Consider the following 13,593-nt stretch of genomic DNA (forward strand, 5'->3'; position numbering starts at 1 on the left):
GTCCTGACAGGGGCCGGCTTCGGATCGGAAAGGAGCCGCTATCCCCTCCGGGGCCGAAACGTATATCACCAGAGGTTTCCTGCACGGACATGAGTATCGGTCTTCATCGGCTTCGCCAGTTCAGTCTGACCCCTGAGGGGTTCCCGGTTGGCCCTTCTCGGCTCGAACCTGGGTTTCGATCCAGAAAGCGATCGTTCACCGGCACGCCCCGGTTTCCAATCCGGAAATGAGGATTTTCCTTCACCGCTTCGCCGCTCAGTCCCACCGCTACGCGGCGGGTCCCGGTTTGGCCAATATCAAGGCAATCAAGCAAACGTGCCGATTGACGTCGGGATTGCCGAAAAAGACCATTTCCGGCCTAGTTGAGTGTCCATCCGGACGGAAATGATTTCCCGGTAAAACCTAGTTTCCAATCCGGAAATGAGGATTTTTTGCCAATATCAAGGCAATCAAGCGTTTGTGCGGAGGCGACCTGTAGGTCGCCGCACAAGCAAACGTGCCGATTGACGCCGAGAGTGGCAAAAAAGACCATTTCCGGATGGAAACTAGTTGATGACCCATATAGCCAGCCCCTCCCCCATCTGGATCAGCTTGTTCGTGACCCGACCCATGAAAAACTCCTGCACCTTGCTGAGACCCCTTCGTCCGGCGATGATGGTGCCGTACCCTCCTTTTCGGGCCTCTTCCAAAATGGCGGCCGACCGCGAAGGGACGTTCGTGACGATCTGGGTGCTGATCTGGGTGGGGCGTATCCCCGCTGCCATAAGGTGCTCTCTGGCCTCTTCGAAAAACTGGCCGATCCTGATCTCGGCCTCCCCGATCGATTCCCGGGTCGAGGCCCTGACGACATGGGTCAGGGTGATTTCCATGGGGTGGCCGTCGAGCGTCGCAGCGGCAAAGTCCACAGCGCGGAGCGATCCTTCGGACCCGTCCACCGCGATCAGGACCTTCCCCGGACGAGCCCCCTTGCCGACCAGGATCAACGGCGTGAAATGCATGCCTTCGAGGAGCTTGGTGGAGACGCTTCCGAGGACGATGCGCCTCAGGTGGGTCATGCCTTTCCGGCCGACGAGCACGGCGTGGCATCCCTTCGCGGCCTGTTTGAGGATGTCTCTCGCAACCCCGGATTCCCGCGCCTGGATCACGACGCGTACCGACTGCGGTGAAAAACCGGCCTTCAGGAGATGCTTGCGAGCCTTTTCCATAGCGGACCGCAGCCTTTTTTCCTCCTCGACGGCCCAGGCATGCACCTCCGCGATGCGGCGGCCGACGTGCGGCTGACGCTCCAGGTCCCAGTACTGGTCGGGTATCCTGTTGAACACGCTGAAGAGCACGACCGGCATGCTGCGCATGGAAGGGATTTCGCTGATGTACTTGACGGTCTGAAAGGCATGCTCCGAACCGTCGATTGCCAGCAACAGGGGTTTCTTGGGGGGGTCAGCCATTGTCCGCCTCCTGTGTCATGAGAACAGAGGGTCTGCCTGCTGTATACGATTCCGCTTTCAGGCAGGTTCTCCGTAGATTTCCCGGATGTTTTCCCGATGGTCCACCATGTAGAGCAGAGTGGCTTTCAGCCGAAGCTCTTCCTTCAGTTCAGACAGCCTGGAGCGGTCCACGCCGTACATCCGGATGAATACTTGACGGAAGCCTTTGGGCGCCCGTTCGTAAGTGGTCAGAATGCTGACCATTCGGCCTCCGTATTTGCGGATGATGTCCGCCACGGTCTTGATGGAACCGGGCTTGTCCTCCACCTGGAAGCCGAACTGGATCCCCCGGTGCCCGACGCCCGTCAGGGAGATGAGGCAACGGAAGATGTCCCCTTTCGTGATGGCCCCCACGAGATCGCCTTCTCGATCGACCACGGGGGCGCCGGAGATCCGGTGCTGAAGAAGGACCTCGGCGGTTTCCTCGACCGTGTGGTCAAAGGGGACCAGAATGGGGTCTTTTGTCATGATATCGGCTACCTTGATCCGAGATATCAGATAGAGCAGTTCGTGCACCTCGAGCGTGGTGGCATCGGAGGCGGAGGCCCGTTTGAGGTCCCTGTCCGTTACGATGCCCACGATCTTCCCGCGTTTTATGACCGGCAGCATACCGATGTCATGCTGCTTCATCCGCTTGGTGGCCTCCTGCATGTTGTCGTTGACATCGATCGTGATCACGTTGCGGCTCATCCAATCCTTGACAAGCATGCCTGTCCCTCCTGCTCCGATGCGTTTTGGTTTTCATCCGGGAATGGTCTTTTCAGCCCATATCGGCGTCGATCTGCCTGTTTGCTCGGGCGGCGACCTACGGGGTTTTCTCCGCGCAAGCCATCGATCTACCCGATCTTGTTCAATCCAGCACCCATCCCGAAGGGGCGGGGCTGAGCGGTGCAGCCGCTGAAGAAACCGGGACGCATCCTGCGCCGAAAAGGCGCTTCATGAGTCGGGGCCTTCCGGCCTTCCGCCCTCGATTTCCGAATGAAACCCAGTTTAGCACAAAGCAACATATATGCCAAACGATCATGAGGCCGGGGCGTCCAGGTATACCCGGTTTTTCTCGGGCATGGGCGCCTCCCGGTGGTGCTCGGGCAGCGCGGGCCTGTTGGGTCTTTTTACAATGTGTAAAGAAACCCTTTGCCGCTGCACCCGTGTGCCTCGGGGAAATTAGGGGTTTGCATTTTGGATGCCCCGTCATTAGAATCTTTTCCATATTCGAACATCCGCTCTCTGGAGGAATGGAATGGCTGAAACGATAACGCTGGACGGGGTGGAGATCCACCTTGCCGCCCCCGACGATGTGCCGCTGCGCTGGGTGGGCCAGCCGGAGCTGGTCACCCAGGTGCTGGCGGCCTGGCTTGTCCTGGGGGACGAGGATCTGCCGCTGAACCCCAGACTGATCGGCAAACCCGGCGTCGGGAAGACCACCCTGGCCTACCACGCCGGCAGGATCCTGCAACGCCCGGTCTATCTCTTTCAGGCGACGATGGACACGCGTCCGGAGGATCTTGTCGTCACCCCCGTCATCGCCGAGCAGGGCCGGATTCGTTACATGGCGAGCAGTGTGGTGAGCGCCGTGATAAAGGGGGGGGTCGCGATCATCGACGAAGGCAACCGCATGAGCGAAAAGAGCTGGGCCTCCCTGGCTCCCCTGTTGGATGCCCGCCGGTATGTGGAATCCATCGTGGCCGGGATCAAGATCAAGGCGCACCCGGACTTCCGGTTCTGCACCACCATGAACGAGGATGCCTCGACCTTCGAGCTGCCCGAGTACATCCACTCGCGGCTGCAGCCGCAGATCTACATCGATTTCCCCGACCGTGACGAGGAGCGCCGGATCCTGAAGAGCAATCTGCCCTTCTCCGACGACGAGGTGATCGAATATGTGCTGACCTTTCTGCAGGCGGCCCACGAGGCGGACGAACGTTACTCCGTCCGGGACGGGATCAACATCGCCCGCTACGCCCTCAAACGTCTGGCTGCGGGTGAAGGGGGCGGGGGCGGGGCGCGCTCCGAGCGCCTGCCGGTCTTTCTGCAGGAGGCCGCCGCCATGATCCTGGACGTCAACGCGGCCCGGCTGTTCATGGAGTTGCTGCATGGTGCGCGAGAGGACCTCTAGCCTCGATTGGGAGAATATCCGCTTCGTCCCCATCCTGCACAACGCACTCGAATTCGCGCAGGAGGTGCGCCGGCAGTTTCGGGAGTTCCGGCCCGAGGTGGTCGCCGTGGAATACCCCGAGACCTTGATGGAACCCCTCCTGCGCGGCGTGGTACGCCTGCCGCTTCTTTCCGTCGTGAGCTACGAGGAGGAGGACGGGATGTTGACCTATCTCGTCCTCGAGCCGACCGACGGACAGGTGGAGGCGCTCCGTCTGGCGCTCGCGGAGGGGTTGCCCGTCCGCTTCATCGATCGGGACACGGCCGACTACCCCTATGATTTCACGCCCTTCCCGGATTCTTATGCCCTGAGAAGGATCGGGCACCCGGCATACTGCGAGGCCTGGCTGCGGTGCGAGGCGGCCGCTGCCGCTTCCCAGGAGGACCTCCTGCGGGAAAAGACCATGGCCTACCATCTGCAAAGGTTGAATGCAGGAGGCAGACGGGTGCTTTTCGTGGGGGGGCTTGCGCATCTGCCGGGGATCAGGCGCGAGCTCGAGGAGCCCCAGGCCTGTGTTATCGGAAGGACCCATCGGAACGGGGTGACGCTGGCGCATCTGCATCGGGATTCCAGTCGGGAGATCCTCTCCGAGATCCCTTTTCTCGCTGCGGAGTATGAAAAGACGCGATCCGGGGACCAAGCGGAGGAGATCGATCGGCTGGAGGTTCAGAGCCGCATGATCCGCCTGGCCGGCGAGCGGCACTGGCAGCATGCGCGGGAGCGGCTTTCGGCGCAGCAGCTGCGGGTGTTGAACCGATTCGCCCGCAATTACGCGCTTCTGACCGGGAGGCTCGTGCCGAATTTGTACCAGCTGCTGGTGGCGGCGCGTGGGGCGGTCGACGATAATTTCGCCTATGAACTCTGGGAGGTCGGCAGCGACTATCCATGGCAGTCCGAGCAGCCGGATCTCCCGGTTCTGCGCCTGTCGGGCGAAGACCTCTTTCTGGATCAGAGGCGGATCCGCTTCCATCGCCGCCTCAAACAGATGCGCCGAAGGCTCGTGCCGGTCCCCGTCAGGCGCAGGCCGCGGGAGGCGTCCCCCGGAGAGTGGCGGCGGACCTTCAGGGGTGAGGCCATTTGCTCCTATCCGCCGGAGGATCTGGTCATCGAGGGATACGGTCAGTATCTCAAGAAGAAGGCCCTCGAGGTGAAGACGGAAGACAATGTCCGCATCGAACCGTTTACAGGCTCGATGCGGGACGGCCTGGATGTGCGGGAGACCGTCCGCAGATGGACTACAGGCAGGATTTACGTGCGGGAGGAACGGCCCTTGAGGGGTCGGGTGGGGTCTGTGGTGGTGATCTTCGACCCGGATCTTTCGGGCGGGGATGGGAGTGAGGCCTACCCCTGGTGCGTGACCTGGCTGGGAGAACACGATCAAGAGTCGGATATGGCCTTCTACAGCACGCCGGCCGGGGAGGTGATGAAGGGCCCGGGGATCTCGCTCTGCCAGCACGGGGGTTTCATGCTGACCTACCCGCCCATGCGGGTCCTCGACATCTGGAAGGACCCCTTTTTCCATCAGGCGCGCAACAAGCCGGAGCGGCTGCTGATGGCCGCCCTCGACTACAGCTTGGAGCGGCATGTGGTCTACGTGGCGGCCGACCCGCCCTCCGGCCGCTGCCGGAGCCTGGCCGCGCGGCTGGGGAAGACGATTCTCTACCTGCCGATCGGGATCTTCTCCGCCGAGACCCTGCGGAAGATGCGGCGCTTTCACGTGCTCGACGGGCACCCCGTGCGGCGCTACGCCCATCGCTACATCAATATGTGAGGAGAGAACACATGGGTGAAAAGACCGAAAAGAACCTGGGTTATGCCTTTGCGGCCGAATCGAAGGCCTCGGCCCGCAATCTCGCCTTCGCGCAGAAGGCGGAGGTCGAAGGGTATGCACAGATCGCGCGCCTTTTCAGGGCGGTCAGCGAGGCGGAAGGGGTCCACGCACAGCGGTACCTGTGCCTGATGCGCGGGAAGATCGGGTCCACCGAGGAGAACCTCCAGGCCGCGTTCGAAAACGAGATCCGCGCGAATGTGGACGAATATCCCCAGTTGATCCAGGATGCGATGAACGAGGGGGTCGCCGCGGTCGAAAAGGCGTTTTCACAGTCCCGCGACGTCGAAAGCGAGCACGCCGAACTCTACAAGCGGGCGATGAACGATATGCTGGCCGAGCGGGAGACCCCTTATTTCGTCTGCCAGGTCTGCGGCTACATCGCCGAGGATGCACCGCCGGTCAACTGCCCGGTCTGCGGCGCCGTCAAGGAGAAGTTCAAGGCGGTGTCCTGAGGTGCGGAAGGGGCGCGAAGGCGGCCGAAACGGCCTCTCATTTCCGGGTGTGCTCGAAGACCCCCTCCCAATCCTCGGGCGGGGGCGCGCCGAGGAACTGCCTGCAGCGTCCGGCCATGACGCGGGACGGGCCGTCTTCGGGGTCGGCTGCGGCGGCCTGCTCGAAACAGTGGAGGGAGTGGTCCCAGCTGCGGTTCCGGTAGGCCTCGAGGGCTTCGGCGTAAAACGCCAGGGCGGCCTCACGCGCGGGGCCGGGCCGGGGCCCGTCTTTTTCGCCGAGAAGCTCGTAGATCCGCACCGACTGCACACGGCCCTTGACCCGGACCCAATCGATTTCGCGTAAGAGGAAGACGTCGGCGACCTCCAGTGCGGTCCGCTCTCCGATCAGGATGGGCGTTCCGTAGACGGCGCAAAGCCCCTCGAGCCGCGAGGCCAGGTTGACCTGATCGCCCAAGACGCCGTAGGAGAAACGGTACGGCGATCCGAGGTTGCCGACCAGCATCGGCCCCGTATTGACGCCGATGCGCGCCCGGATGGCCGGCCGGCCGATGGCCCGCCAGCGGCGCCGCAGGTCGCTCAGGGCCTTCTGCATGGCGATGGCGGTGCGGCAGGCCCGCAGCGGGTGGTCGGCCTGCTCGACCGGCGCCCCGAAGATCGCCATCAGTTCATCCCCGACATACTCCTTGAGCGTCCCTTCAAAGGCGAAGACCTGGTCGGTCATGAGCGTGAAATACTCGCTCAGCAGGGTCACCATCTCGTTCGGGGTGTGTGATTCGCTGTAGCGGGTGAAATCTTCTATGTCGGCGAACAGGACCGAGAGGTGCTTTTCCTCCCCCCCGAGCTTCAACTCCTGCGGGTTCCGGGCGATCATCTCCGAGACCGAGGGCGGGACGTAGCGTTTGAAGGCATCGTGAAGGAAGTGCACGTAGGACAGGTCTTCGACGGTCACCAGCAGGCCGCGCAGGGTGTTTTCGTCGTCCCTGAAAGGCTGCAGGTAGAGGTTCCCCACCAGGGTTTTCCCCGAGCGGAGCTTGAGGCTTCGCGAGGCCAAGTGGGCTGGCTTGGCGTCTTCGAGCGCCTGGCGGAGCCTTCGCGCGATCTCGCTCCGGGGCCCGAAGATCTCCGCCGCCGGCCGTCCGGTGATCTCCTCTTCCCGGAATCCGAGGATGTCCTGGGCGGCCTTGTTGCTCATCCTGACGAGGCCGTCCTTGTCCGTGGCGATCAGGGCTACGGGCAGCATGGACAGGAGCGCCTTGCTGTAAAGGGACAGGTTGATCAGCCGCCGTGCCTGCTGGACGGCCAGGTCCTCCAGGCCCTCGAAGAAGGCCGCCATCGGATCGCTCTCGGGTGGTGGGGAAGGAGGCTGCTGGTTCATGCCGGGCTCACGACCGTCTGAGTGCTTCCAGAAACACGGCGGCGCGCATGACCTGGAAGAGCGGTTGAAGGGGGTTGCGGCGGTAGAGGCCGAGGGCCTGCCGGTGCGTCTCCGCGGCGGCCGCCGCCGCGCAGTCTTCGAGCAGGACGGCCTTGAAGTCGTGGCACAGGGCGTCCATGACGGTCGTGAGGACGCAGAAGTTGGTGGCGATGCCTCCTACGGCGCATAGGGTGACGCCCCGCTTCCTCAGCCAGTCTTCCAGCCCCGTCTTGAAAAAGGCCGAAAAACGGGGCTTCGGCAGCCAGTAATCCTCCGGACGGCGGTCCAGTTCGTCCACGACCTCGGCGCCTTCGGTGCCCGCCAGGGAGTGGGGGCTCATACGCCCCTTGAAGATGAAGTCCTCCGCATGGAAGGCATCGGTCGCGAAGACCACCGGCCACCCGGCCTCCCGGAAGGCGGCGCTCAGGGCGTTGATGGACGGGATGATGGCCTTCGCCAAAGGCGTGATGGGCAGATGCCTCCCCTCGATGAAATTGTCCTTGACCATATCGATGATCAGCAGGGCAGGTTTGTCCGTTTCAAAGTCGTTCATGATCCATCCTTTTGACCTGGTCGATGATGAGCCCGGCTGCCTCGGTGATCTGATCCAGGGTGTTGGACCGGCCGAGGGACAGGCGCAGGGCGCCCATGCCCGTTGCCGGTTCGATGCCCATCGCGGAAAGGACATGGGAAAGCGCCACGCTGCGGTCGTGGCAGGCGGCGCCGGTGCTGGCCATGATGCCGGGAAGGGCTTCGAGGATCCGTCCACCCTGCAGACCGGGCACCGACACGTTGAGTGTGTTCGGAAGACGCTCGCGGGGATCCCCGTTCAGGATGAGCCCGTCGATGCCTGCAAAGAGCAGTTCCTGCAGGGTGTCCCTGAGGTGTTCGATCCGCCGGCGCTCGGCCGTGAGGGTCCCGGCCGCCAGCCGGCAGGCCGCGCCCAGACCCACGGCGAGGAGGACGTTTTCCGTGCCGGCGCGCCGCCCGGATTCCTGCGCCGCTCCGTGGATGAGAGGCGTCAGCTCGCAGCCTTCGCGGATGTAAAGGACCCCCACGCCTTTGGGGGCATAGAGCTTGTGCCCCGCGAGGCTCAGGAACGCGACGCCCAGGACGTTCACGTCGACGGGGATCTTTCCCACCGCCTGGGCGGCGTCGGTGTGGACCGGGGTGCCCTGTTCCGCCGCGATCGCCGCGATCTCGGGGATCGGTTGGAGCGTACCGGTCTCGTTGTTGGCGAGCATGACGCTGATTAGGCCGGTTTCCCGCCCGAGGGCGCGCCGGACCGCCTCCGGGTCGACCCGTCCGCGTCCATCGACCGGCAATACCGTGACCCGGGCGCCGAGTTCGCCGAGGTAAAGCGCCGGGTTGAGTATCGCCGGGTGCTCGACGGCCGTCGTCACCAGATGAAAGGCAGCCGGGCGGCGAAAGTCCACGCGCCCTTTGAGGGCCATGTTGTTCGCCTCGCTCCCGCCGGAGGTGAAAACGATCTCCTGCGGCTTGCAGCCGAGAAGGCGGGCGACATCGGCCCGCGCCTCCTCCAGGGCCTCCTTGGCCTGCCGGCCGAGGGGATAACCGCTCGATGGGTTGCCGAAGGCCTCCCCGAGGAAGGGGAGCATCGCCTCGCGCACCTCGGGTGCGATGGGCGTGGTGGCGTTGTGGTCCAGGTAGATGGATCTGTCTTGTGCGGAAGGCATCGAAAAAATCCCTGACGAACAATAACTTAAAGGGCTACGGGTCTGCAGCGATCTCCACCGATCGGGCGCCGTCATGCGCCGCGAAGCGGGGGAAAAACGGTCTACAGGCGGGTTGTAAACCAAATTTTGTGAATTGACAACATATTCCATTGATGGTAGGTCTAAATCGTGGTCGCACGGGCTGGGTCACCGCCGTTCGGCGGTGCGGAGGGCGGGACTGTGCCCGGATGTCGTTGCTGGACGGGCATCGGCTGGAGCGGATGCCTGTTTGTGCTTACTGCCCGCCTTTCATGAACATAGGAACCGATTTTTGGAACCGGTCTTACGCCCGGTTCGACAGCGGTGATCTTCCGTTCGGTCGTGCAGGTCTCTTTTTTTCTGTTTTCAGGAAGGGCTCCGATCGGGACGGGGGGTGGAAAAGGCTGGATGGGGTGTGCGGAGGCGACCTGCAGGTCGTCTCTCAGGTAAACGTGCAGATCGGCGCCGAGGTCGGCCAGGGCGCGGTCCGCCCCGAAGGGTTGGGGCTGAAGGGCGAAGCCGGCGAAGGAAAAGGCCGTTTCCGGATGAGAAACCAGATTGCTCGGGAAGAGGAGAGAGGCGATGCCAAAAGATAACGAGAAAAAATTCATCCTCTGGTTCAACGAGATCGGCATACGGGATGTCCCCCTGGTCGGGGGCAAGAATGCATCCCTTGGGGAGATGTACCAGAAACTGCACAGTCGCGGGATCCAGGTTCCGAACGGTTTTGCCATAACGGCCTATGCCTATCGTTATTTTCTCAAGTATGCCGGCATCGAGGACGAGATCAAGAAGATCCTCAAGAATCTGGATACGGCCAACATCGAAGGCCTCATGCGTAAGGGCCGGGAGGTCCGGGAGACCATCGTGCACGCGGAGTTTCCCCCCGACCTCACGCAGGCGATCTACACCAATTACGACAAGCTGGCGGAGGAGTTCTCTCTGAAGGGGCAGGATGCGGTCGATGTGGCCATCCGGTCCTCGGCCACGGCGGAGGATCTGCCGGACGCCTCTTTCGCCGGCCAGCAGGATACCTACCTCAATATCCGGGGCAAGATGAGCGTTCTGGATGCCTGCCGCAAGTGCTTCGCCAGCCTTTTCACCAACCGGGCGATCAGCTACCGTCATGACAAGGGCTTCGGCCAGTTCGATGTTTCCCTGTCGATAGCGGTCCAGAAGATGGTCCGCAGCGATTCCGCCTACTCCGGCGTCATCTTTTCAATCGACACCGAGACCGGGTTCAAGGATGCGGTGTTCATCACGGCGGCCTACGGGCTCGGTGAAAACGTGGTGCAGGGCGTCGTCAACCCCGATGAATACTACGTTTTCAAACCGACGCTCAAAGAAGGGAAGCGCGCCATCGTCAGCCGTAAGGTGGGCGACCGCGACATCAAGATGGTCTACTCCATGGAGGACGATGCCACGGTCAAGAACGTCCCGATCACCCTGCCCGAACGGCACCGCTACGTCCTCGAGGACGACGAGATTCTGCAGTTGGCGCATTGGGCCTGCATCATCGAAGAGCATTATTCGAAGGAATCGGGCTACTTCAAGCCGATGGATATCGAGTGGGCGAAGGACGGCGACGGTGTCAACGTGGGAACGGGAAAGTTGTTCATCGTGCAGGCGCGCCCCGAGACCATCCACAGCCGGAAGGACCTGAAGACCTATGAAAATTACCTTCTGCTGGAGGAAGGCGAGCTGCTGGTGAGCGGAACGGCAGTGGGGACCAAGATCGGCCAGGGGGAGGCCAACGTCATCCACTCGACCACGGATATGGGCAAGTTCAAGAAGGGCCAGGTCCTGGTGACGAGCATGACCGACCCGGACTGGGAGCCGATCATGAAGATCGCCGCTGCCATCGTGACCAACAAGGGGGGGCGGACGTGCCACGCCGCCATCGTTTCGCGGGAGCTCGGCATCCCCTGCGTGATCGGGACCGGGAAAGGGGATGAGGTGATCAAACCCGGCACCGAGGTGACGGTCTCGTGCTGCGAAGGAGAGACAGGGGACGTCTTCAAGGGACTCCTGAAGTACGAGGTGGAAAAGATCGATCTCGAAGACGTGCCCAAAACCCGGACCAAGCTGATGATGAACGTCGGCATCCCTGAAAAGGCCTTTTCCCAGGGAATGATCCCAAACGACGGGGTCGGATTGGCGCGGGAGGAGTTCATCATCAACTCGCATATCGGGATCCATCCGCTTGCCCTGCTGGATTATGCGGAACTCAAAGAGAAGGCGCAGTCGGACCAGAAGATCGCGGGGGTGGTCTACAAGATCGACCAGATCACCTCGGTTTATGATGACAAACGTCTGTTTTTCATCGATAAACTGGCTGAAGGCGTCAGCCGCATCGCCGCCGGTTTCTACCCGAACGATGTCATTGTGCGACTTTCCGATTTCAAGACGAACGAGTATGAAAATCTTCTGGGCGGCTACCTTTACGAGCCGCAGGAAAGCAACCCCATGATCGGCTGGCGCGGGGCCTCGCGTTACTACGACAAGAACTTCATGCGCGCGTTCGAGCTCGAGTGCCTGGCCCTGCACAAGGCCCGCAGCGAGGTCGGGCTCAAGAACATCAAGGTCATGGTGCCCTTCTGCCGCACACCCGAAGAGGGCCGGCGGGTGGTCGATCTCATGAAGCGGTTCGGGATGGTACAGGGGGAGGACGGCCTCGAGATCTACGTCATGTGCGAGATCCCTAGCAACGTGATCTGCGCGGACCAGTTCGCCGAGATCTTCGACGGTTTCTCGATCGGATCCAACGATCTGACCCAGCTCACCCTGGGGCTCGACCGCGATTCCTCTCTGGTCTCGCACCTGTACGACGAGCGCAACGAGGCCGTCAAGCGCCTGATCGCCCAGGTCATCAAGGTGGCTAAGGAGAAGAAGCGCAAGATTGGGATCTGCGGCCAGGCGCCGAGTGATTTCCCGGAATTCGCTGAGTTCCTGGTGGAGTGCGGGATCGACTCCATGAGCCTCATACCGGACACCGTGATACGGACGAGGCTGCTGGTCGCGAACAAGGAAAAGGCCCTCGGGATCAAGGGGGAGAACTGACAACGCATGGGAAACATACGGATTCTCGGGACCGGGTCCTACGTCCCGCCCAAGGTGTTGACGAATTTCGACCTCCAGGCCATGGGCCTCGACACGACCGATGAGTGGATCGTCAAACGGACCGGAGTCAGTGAACGCAGGATCGCCGATCCCGATGTCGCAACATCCGATCTGGCCTATCAGGCCTCTATCCGCGCACTCGAGATGGCGGGGCTGACCGCCCGGGACCTGGACCTCATCATCGTGGGGACGATCACCCCGGACACCTGCTGCCCCTCGGCGGCCAACTGGCTGCAGGCCCACCTGGACGCCCCTCAGGCGGCCTCCTTCGATGTGACGGCTGCGTGCTCGGGCTTCATCTTCAGTCTGAATGTGGCCGAACAATACCTCAAGAACGGGACCTACCGGACCATCCTGGTCGTCGGGGCCGAGGTCATGAGCCGCACGCTCAACTGGAAGGACCGCTCGACCTGCATCCTCTGGGGCGACGGTGCGGGCGCGGCCGTGCTGACAACCGGCGATTCCGGGCCCGAGATCCTCTCGACGCACATCCACACGGACGGGGTCAATGGCCGGGATCTCCTTATGCCGGGCGGCGGTTCCAAGACGACGCCCATTTCCCATGAAAGCGTCGACAAGGGCCTCCACACGCTCAATATGATCGAGGCGAACGCGAGCTTCCGGGTGGCGGTGCGCCACTTCATCGACTCGATCCGGGAGGCGCTCGACTTCAATGGTTTGAAGGTAGAGGACGTCGCCTGGTTCATTCCCCACCAGGCCAACCTGCGGATGTTTCAGTCCATCGCCAAATTCCTGGATGTTCCGATGGAACGATTTTATGTAACGCTCCATAAATACGGGAACATCTCTTCGGCCTCGTGCGCCATTGCCTTCGACGAGGCGGTGCGCGACGGCAGCGTCAAGAATGGAGACCTGGTGTGTCTGCCGGTCTTCGGCGGCGGACTGACCTGGGGGAGTGCCCTCGTCCGGTGGGCGGCCGTCTGACGGAGCTTTTCTGCGGCGGCACCCTGCGGTGCCGGATTGGTTTCCAGTCCAGATTGATCCTTACCCGATCGGGCATGAACCTGCGCCAAGGGATTGGGCTTTCTCATATCCGCTTTGTTCTGCCTTGGAGCGGGCAGTCTGAAGCCCCCTGCCTCGAGCCTGCCGCTCCATGCCGACTCGTCTCCTGTCGACGATCTCGATGCGCTGCGGTTTTTTTGGGGGGGACCCGGCGCGCGCAGAGTGGCTGTGACTTCGGTTGTCCTCTTCCTTTCAGACGTGTGCCACCGGACCGCGAGTTTCTTGGGTGATCCAAAGGAACTCTCTGATTTTCAATCCGGAAGTGAGGATTTATTGCCGATATCGACGAAAACAGGCGTTTGTACGAAGGCGACCGGTGGGTCGCCGCATAGATAAACAGGCAGATTGACACGGGTATTGGCCAAAAAGGCCCTTTTTGCATGGGAAACCTGGCCGTGT

Annotated in this window: 14 protein-coding genes; 6 read left to right on the forward strand and 8 right to left on the reverse strand. The window is 62.1% G+C overall.

Annotation, left to right across the window (positions count from 1 at the left end; all coding sequences use genetic code 11):
* Positions 1-103: 103 nt before the first annotated feature.
* The 4 genes from ACZ500_RS03360 to ACZ500_RS03375 are packed head-to-tail and all read right to left on the reverse strand — an operon-like array spanning position 104 to position 2,192.
* A complete protein-coding gene (locus ACZ500_RS03360; RefSeq protein ID WP_464231123.1) occupies positions 104-313 on the reverse strand; it encodes a hypothetical protein in 210 nt (69 codons plus the stop codon).
* 45 nt (positions 314-358) lie between these two features.
* Entirely contained in the window at positions 359-532 is a 174-nt protein-coding gene (locus ACZ500_RS03365; protein WP_464231124.1) for a hypothetical protein, read from the reverse strand.
* A 13-nt stretch (positions 533-545) separates the two neighbouring features.
* Complete coding sequence (locus ACZ500_RS03370) at positions 546-1,445, reverse strand: universal stress protein (RefSeq protein WP_464231125.1); 900 nt, start codon at positions 1,443-1,445, stop codon at positions 546-548.
* Positions 1,446-1,502: 57 nt separating this feature from the next.
* On the reverse strand, positions 1,503-2,192 hold the full coding sequence (locus ACZ500_RS03375) for a CBS and ACT domain-containing protein (RefSeq protein ID WP_464231126.1): 690 nt from the start codon (positions 2,190-2,192) through the stop codon (positions 1,503-1,505).
* Between the two features lie 43 nt (positions 2,193-2,235).
* On the opposite strand from ACZ500_RS03375, the gene ACZ500_RS03380 reads away from it, so the two are divergent.
* The 4 genes from ACZ500_RS03380 to ACZ500_RS03395 all read left to right on the forward strand — a co-directional run bounded on the left by ACZ500_RS03380 (position 2,236) and on the right by ACZ500_RS03395 (position 5,922).
* Positions 2,236-2,385 carry a hypothetical protein gene (locus ACZ500_RS03380; RefSeq protein WP_464231127.1) on the forward strand — a complete coding sequence of 50 codons (150 nt, stop codon included), beginning with the start codon at positions 2,236-2,238 and terminating at the stop codon, positions 2,383-2,385.
* Positions 2,386-2,724: 339 nt separating this feature from the next.
* Positions 2,725-3,600: an AAA family ATPase gene (locus ACZ500_RS03385; protein ID WP_464231128.1), complete on the forward strand. Its 876-nt coding sequence runs from the start codon at positions 2,725-2,727 to the stop codon at positions 3,598-3,600.
* The gene (locus ACZ500_RS03390; protein WP_464231129.1) at positions 3,578-5,410 is read left to right on the forward strand and encodes a hypothetical protein; all 1,833 of its coding nucleotides are present in this window, start codon (positions 3,578-3,580) and stop codon (positions 5,408-5,410) included. The genes ACZ500_RS03385 and ACZ500_RS03390 overlap by 23 nt, the downstream gene beginning before the upstream one ends.
* 11 nt (positions 5,411-5,421) lie before the next feature.
* Positions 5,422-5,922 (forward strand): rubrerythrin family protein, encoded by a 501-nt coding sequence (locus tag ACZ500_RS03395; protein ID WP_464231130.1) that lies wholly within the window; start codon positions 5,422-5,424, stop codon positions 5,920-5,922.
* A 37-nt stretch (positions 5,923-5,959) separates the two neighbouring features.
* Here the strand turns inward: ACZ500_RS03395 and ACZ500_RS03400 are convergent, their stop codons facing one another.
* The 4 genes from ACZ500_RS03400 to ACZ500_RS03415 all read right to left on the reverse strand — a co-directional run bounded on the left by ACZ500_RS03400 (position 5,960) and on the right by ACZ500_RS03415 (position 9,662).
* Positions 5,960-7,297: an adenylate/guanylate cyclase domain-containing protein gene (locus tag ACZ500_RS03400; protein ID WP_464231131.1), complete on the reverse strand. Its 1,338-nt coding sequence runs from the start codon at positions 7,295-7,297 to the stop codon at positions 5,960-5,962.
* A gap of 7 nt (positions 7,298-7,304) precedes the next feature.
* A complete protein-coding gene (locus ACZ500_RS03405) occupies positions 7,305-7,889 on the reverse strand; it encodes a cysteine hydrolase family protein (RefSeq protein ID WP_464231132.1) in 585 nt (194 codons plus the stop codon).
* Positions 7,876-9,033 carry a cysteine desulfurase family protein gene (locus ACZ500_RS03410; RefSeq protein WP_464231133.1) on the reverse strand — a complete coding sequence of 386 codons (1,158 nt, stop codon included), beginning with the start codon at positions 9,031-9,033 and terminating at the stop codon, positions 7,876-7,878. The genes ACZ500_RS03405 and ACZ500_RS03410 overlap by 14 nt, the downstream gene beginning before the upstream one ends.
* Before the next feature lie 161 nt (positions 9,034-9,194).
* The gene (locus ACZ500_RS03415; RefSeq protein ID WP_464231134.1) at positions 9,195-9,662 is read right to left on the reverse strand and encodes a hypothetical protein; all 468 of its coding nucleotides are present in this window, start codon (positions 9,660-9,662) and stop codon (positions 9,195-9,197) included.
* On the opposite strand from ACZ500_RS03415, the gene ppsA reads away from it, so the two are divergent.
* Both ppsA and ACZ500_RS03425 read left to right on the forward strand, forming a co-directional pair.
* Complete coding sequence (ppsA, locus tag ACZ500_RS03420; protein WP_464231135.1) at positions 9,634-12,111, forward strand: phosphoenolpyruvate synthase; 2,478 nt, start codon at positions 9,634-9,636, stop codon at positions 12,109-12,111. The two genes, ACZ500_RS03415 and ppsA, sit on opposite strands and share 29 nt — an antisense overlap.
* Positions 12,112-12,117: 6 nt before the next feature.
* Entirely contained in the window at positions 12,118-13,116 is a 999-nt protein-coding gene (locus tag ACZ500_RS03425; protein WP_464231136.1) for a beta-ketoacyl-ACP synthase III, read from the forward strand.
* Positions 13,117-13,593 lie beyond the last annotated feature (477 nt).

This window comes from Desulfatiglans parachlorophenolica, from assembly GCF_055394735.1.

Bases quoted from the DNA above. Each gene is read 5' to 3' on its own strand.
- ACZ500_RS03365 (WP_464231124.1), bottom strand. From the start codon at position 532: ATGGTCTTTTTTGCCACTCTCGGCGTCAATCGGCACGTTTGCTTGTGC.
- ACZ500_RS03370 (WP_464231125.1), bottom strand. From the start codon at position 1,445: ATGGCTGACCCCCCCAAGAAACCCCTGTTGCTGGCAATCGACGGTTCG.
- ACZ500_RS03375 (WP_464231126.1), bottom strand. From the start codon at position 2,192: ATGCTTGTCAAGGATTGGATGAGCCGCAACGTGATCACGATCGATGTC.
- ACZ500_RS03380 (WP_464231127.1), top strand. From the start codon at position 2,236: ATGGTCTTTTCAGCCCATATCGGCGTCGATCTGCCTGTTTGCTCGGGC.
- ACZ500_RS03385 (WP_464231128.1), top strand. From the start codon at position 2,725: ATGGCTGAAACGATAACGCTGGACGGGGTGGAGATCCACCTTGCCGCC.
- ACZ500_RS03390 (WP_464231129.1), top strand. From the start codon at position 3,578: ATGGTGCGCGAGAGGACCTCTAGCCTCGATTGGGAGAATATCCGCTTC.
- ACZ500_RS03395 (WP_464231130.1), top strand. From the start codon at position 5,422: ATGGGTGAAAAGACCGAAAAGAACCTGGGTTATGCCTTTGCGGCCGAA.
- ACZ500_RS03400 (WP_464231131.1), bottom strand. From the start codon at position 7,297: ATGAACCAGCAGCCTCCTTCCCCACCACCCGAGAGCGATCCGATGGCG.
- ACZ500_RS03405 (WP_464231132.1), bottom strand. From the start codon at position 7,889: ATGAACGACTTTGAAACGGACAAACCTGCCCTGCTGATCATCGATATG.
- ACZ500_RS03410 (WP_464231133.1), bottom strand. From the start codon at position 9,033: ATGCCTTCCGCACAAGACAGATCCATCTACCTGGACCACAACGCCACC.
- ppsA (WP_464231135.1), top strand. From the start codon at position 9,634: ATGCCAAAAGATAACGAGAAAAAATTCATCCTCTGGTTCAACGAGATC.
- ACZ500_RS03415 (WP_464231134.1), bottom strand. From the start codon at position 9,662: ATGAATTTTTTCTCGTTATCTTTTGGCATCGCCTCTCTCCTCTTCCCG.
- ACZ500_RS03425 (WP_464231136.1), top strand. From the start codon at position 12,118: ATGGGAAACATACGGATTCTCGGGACCGGGTCCTACGTCCCGCCCAAG.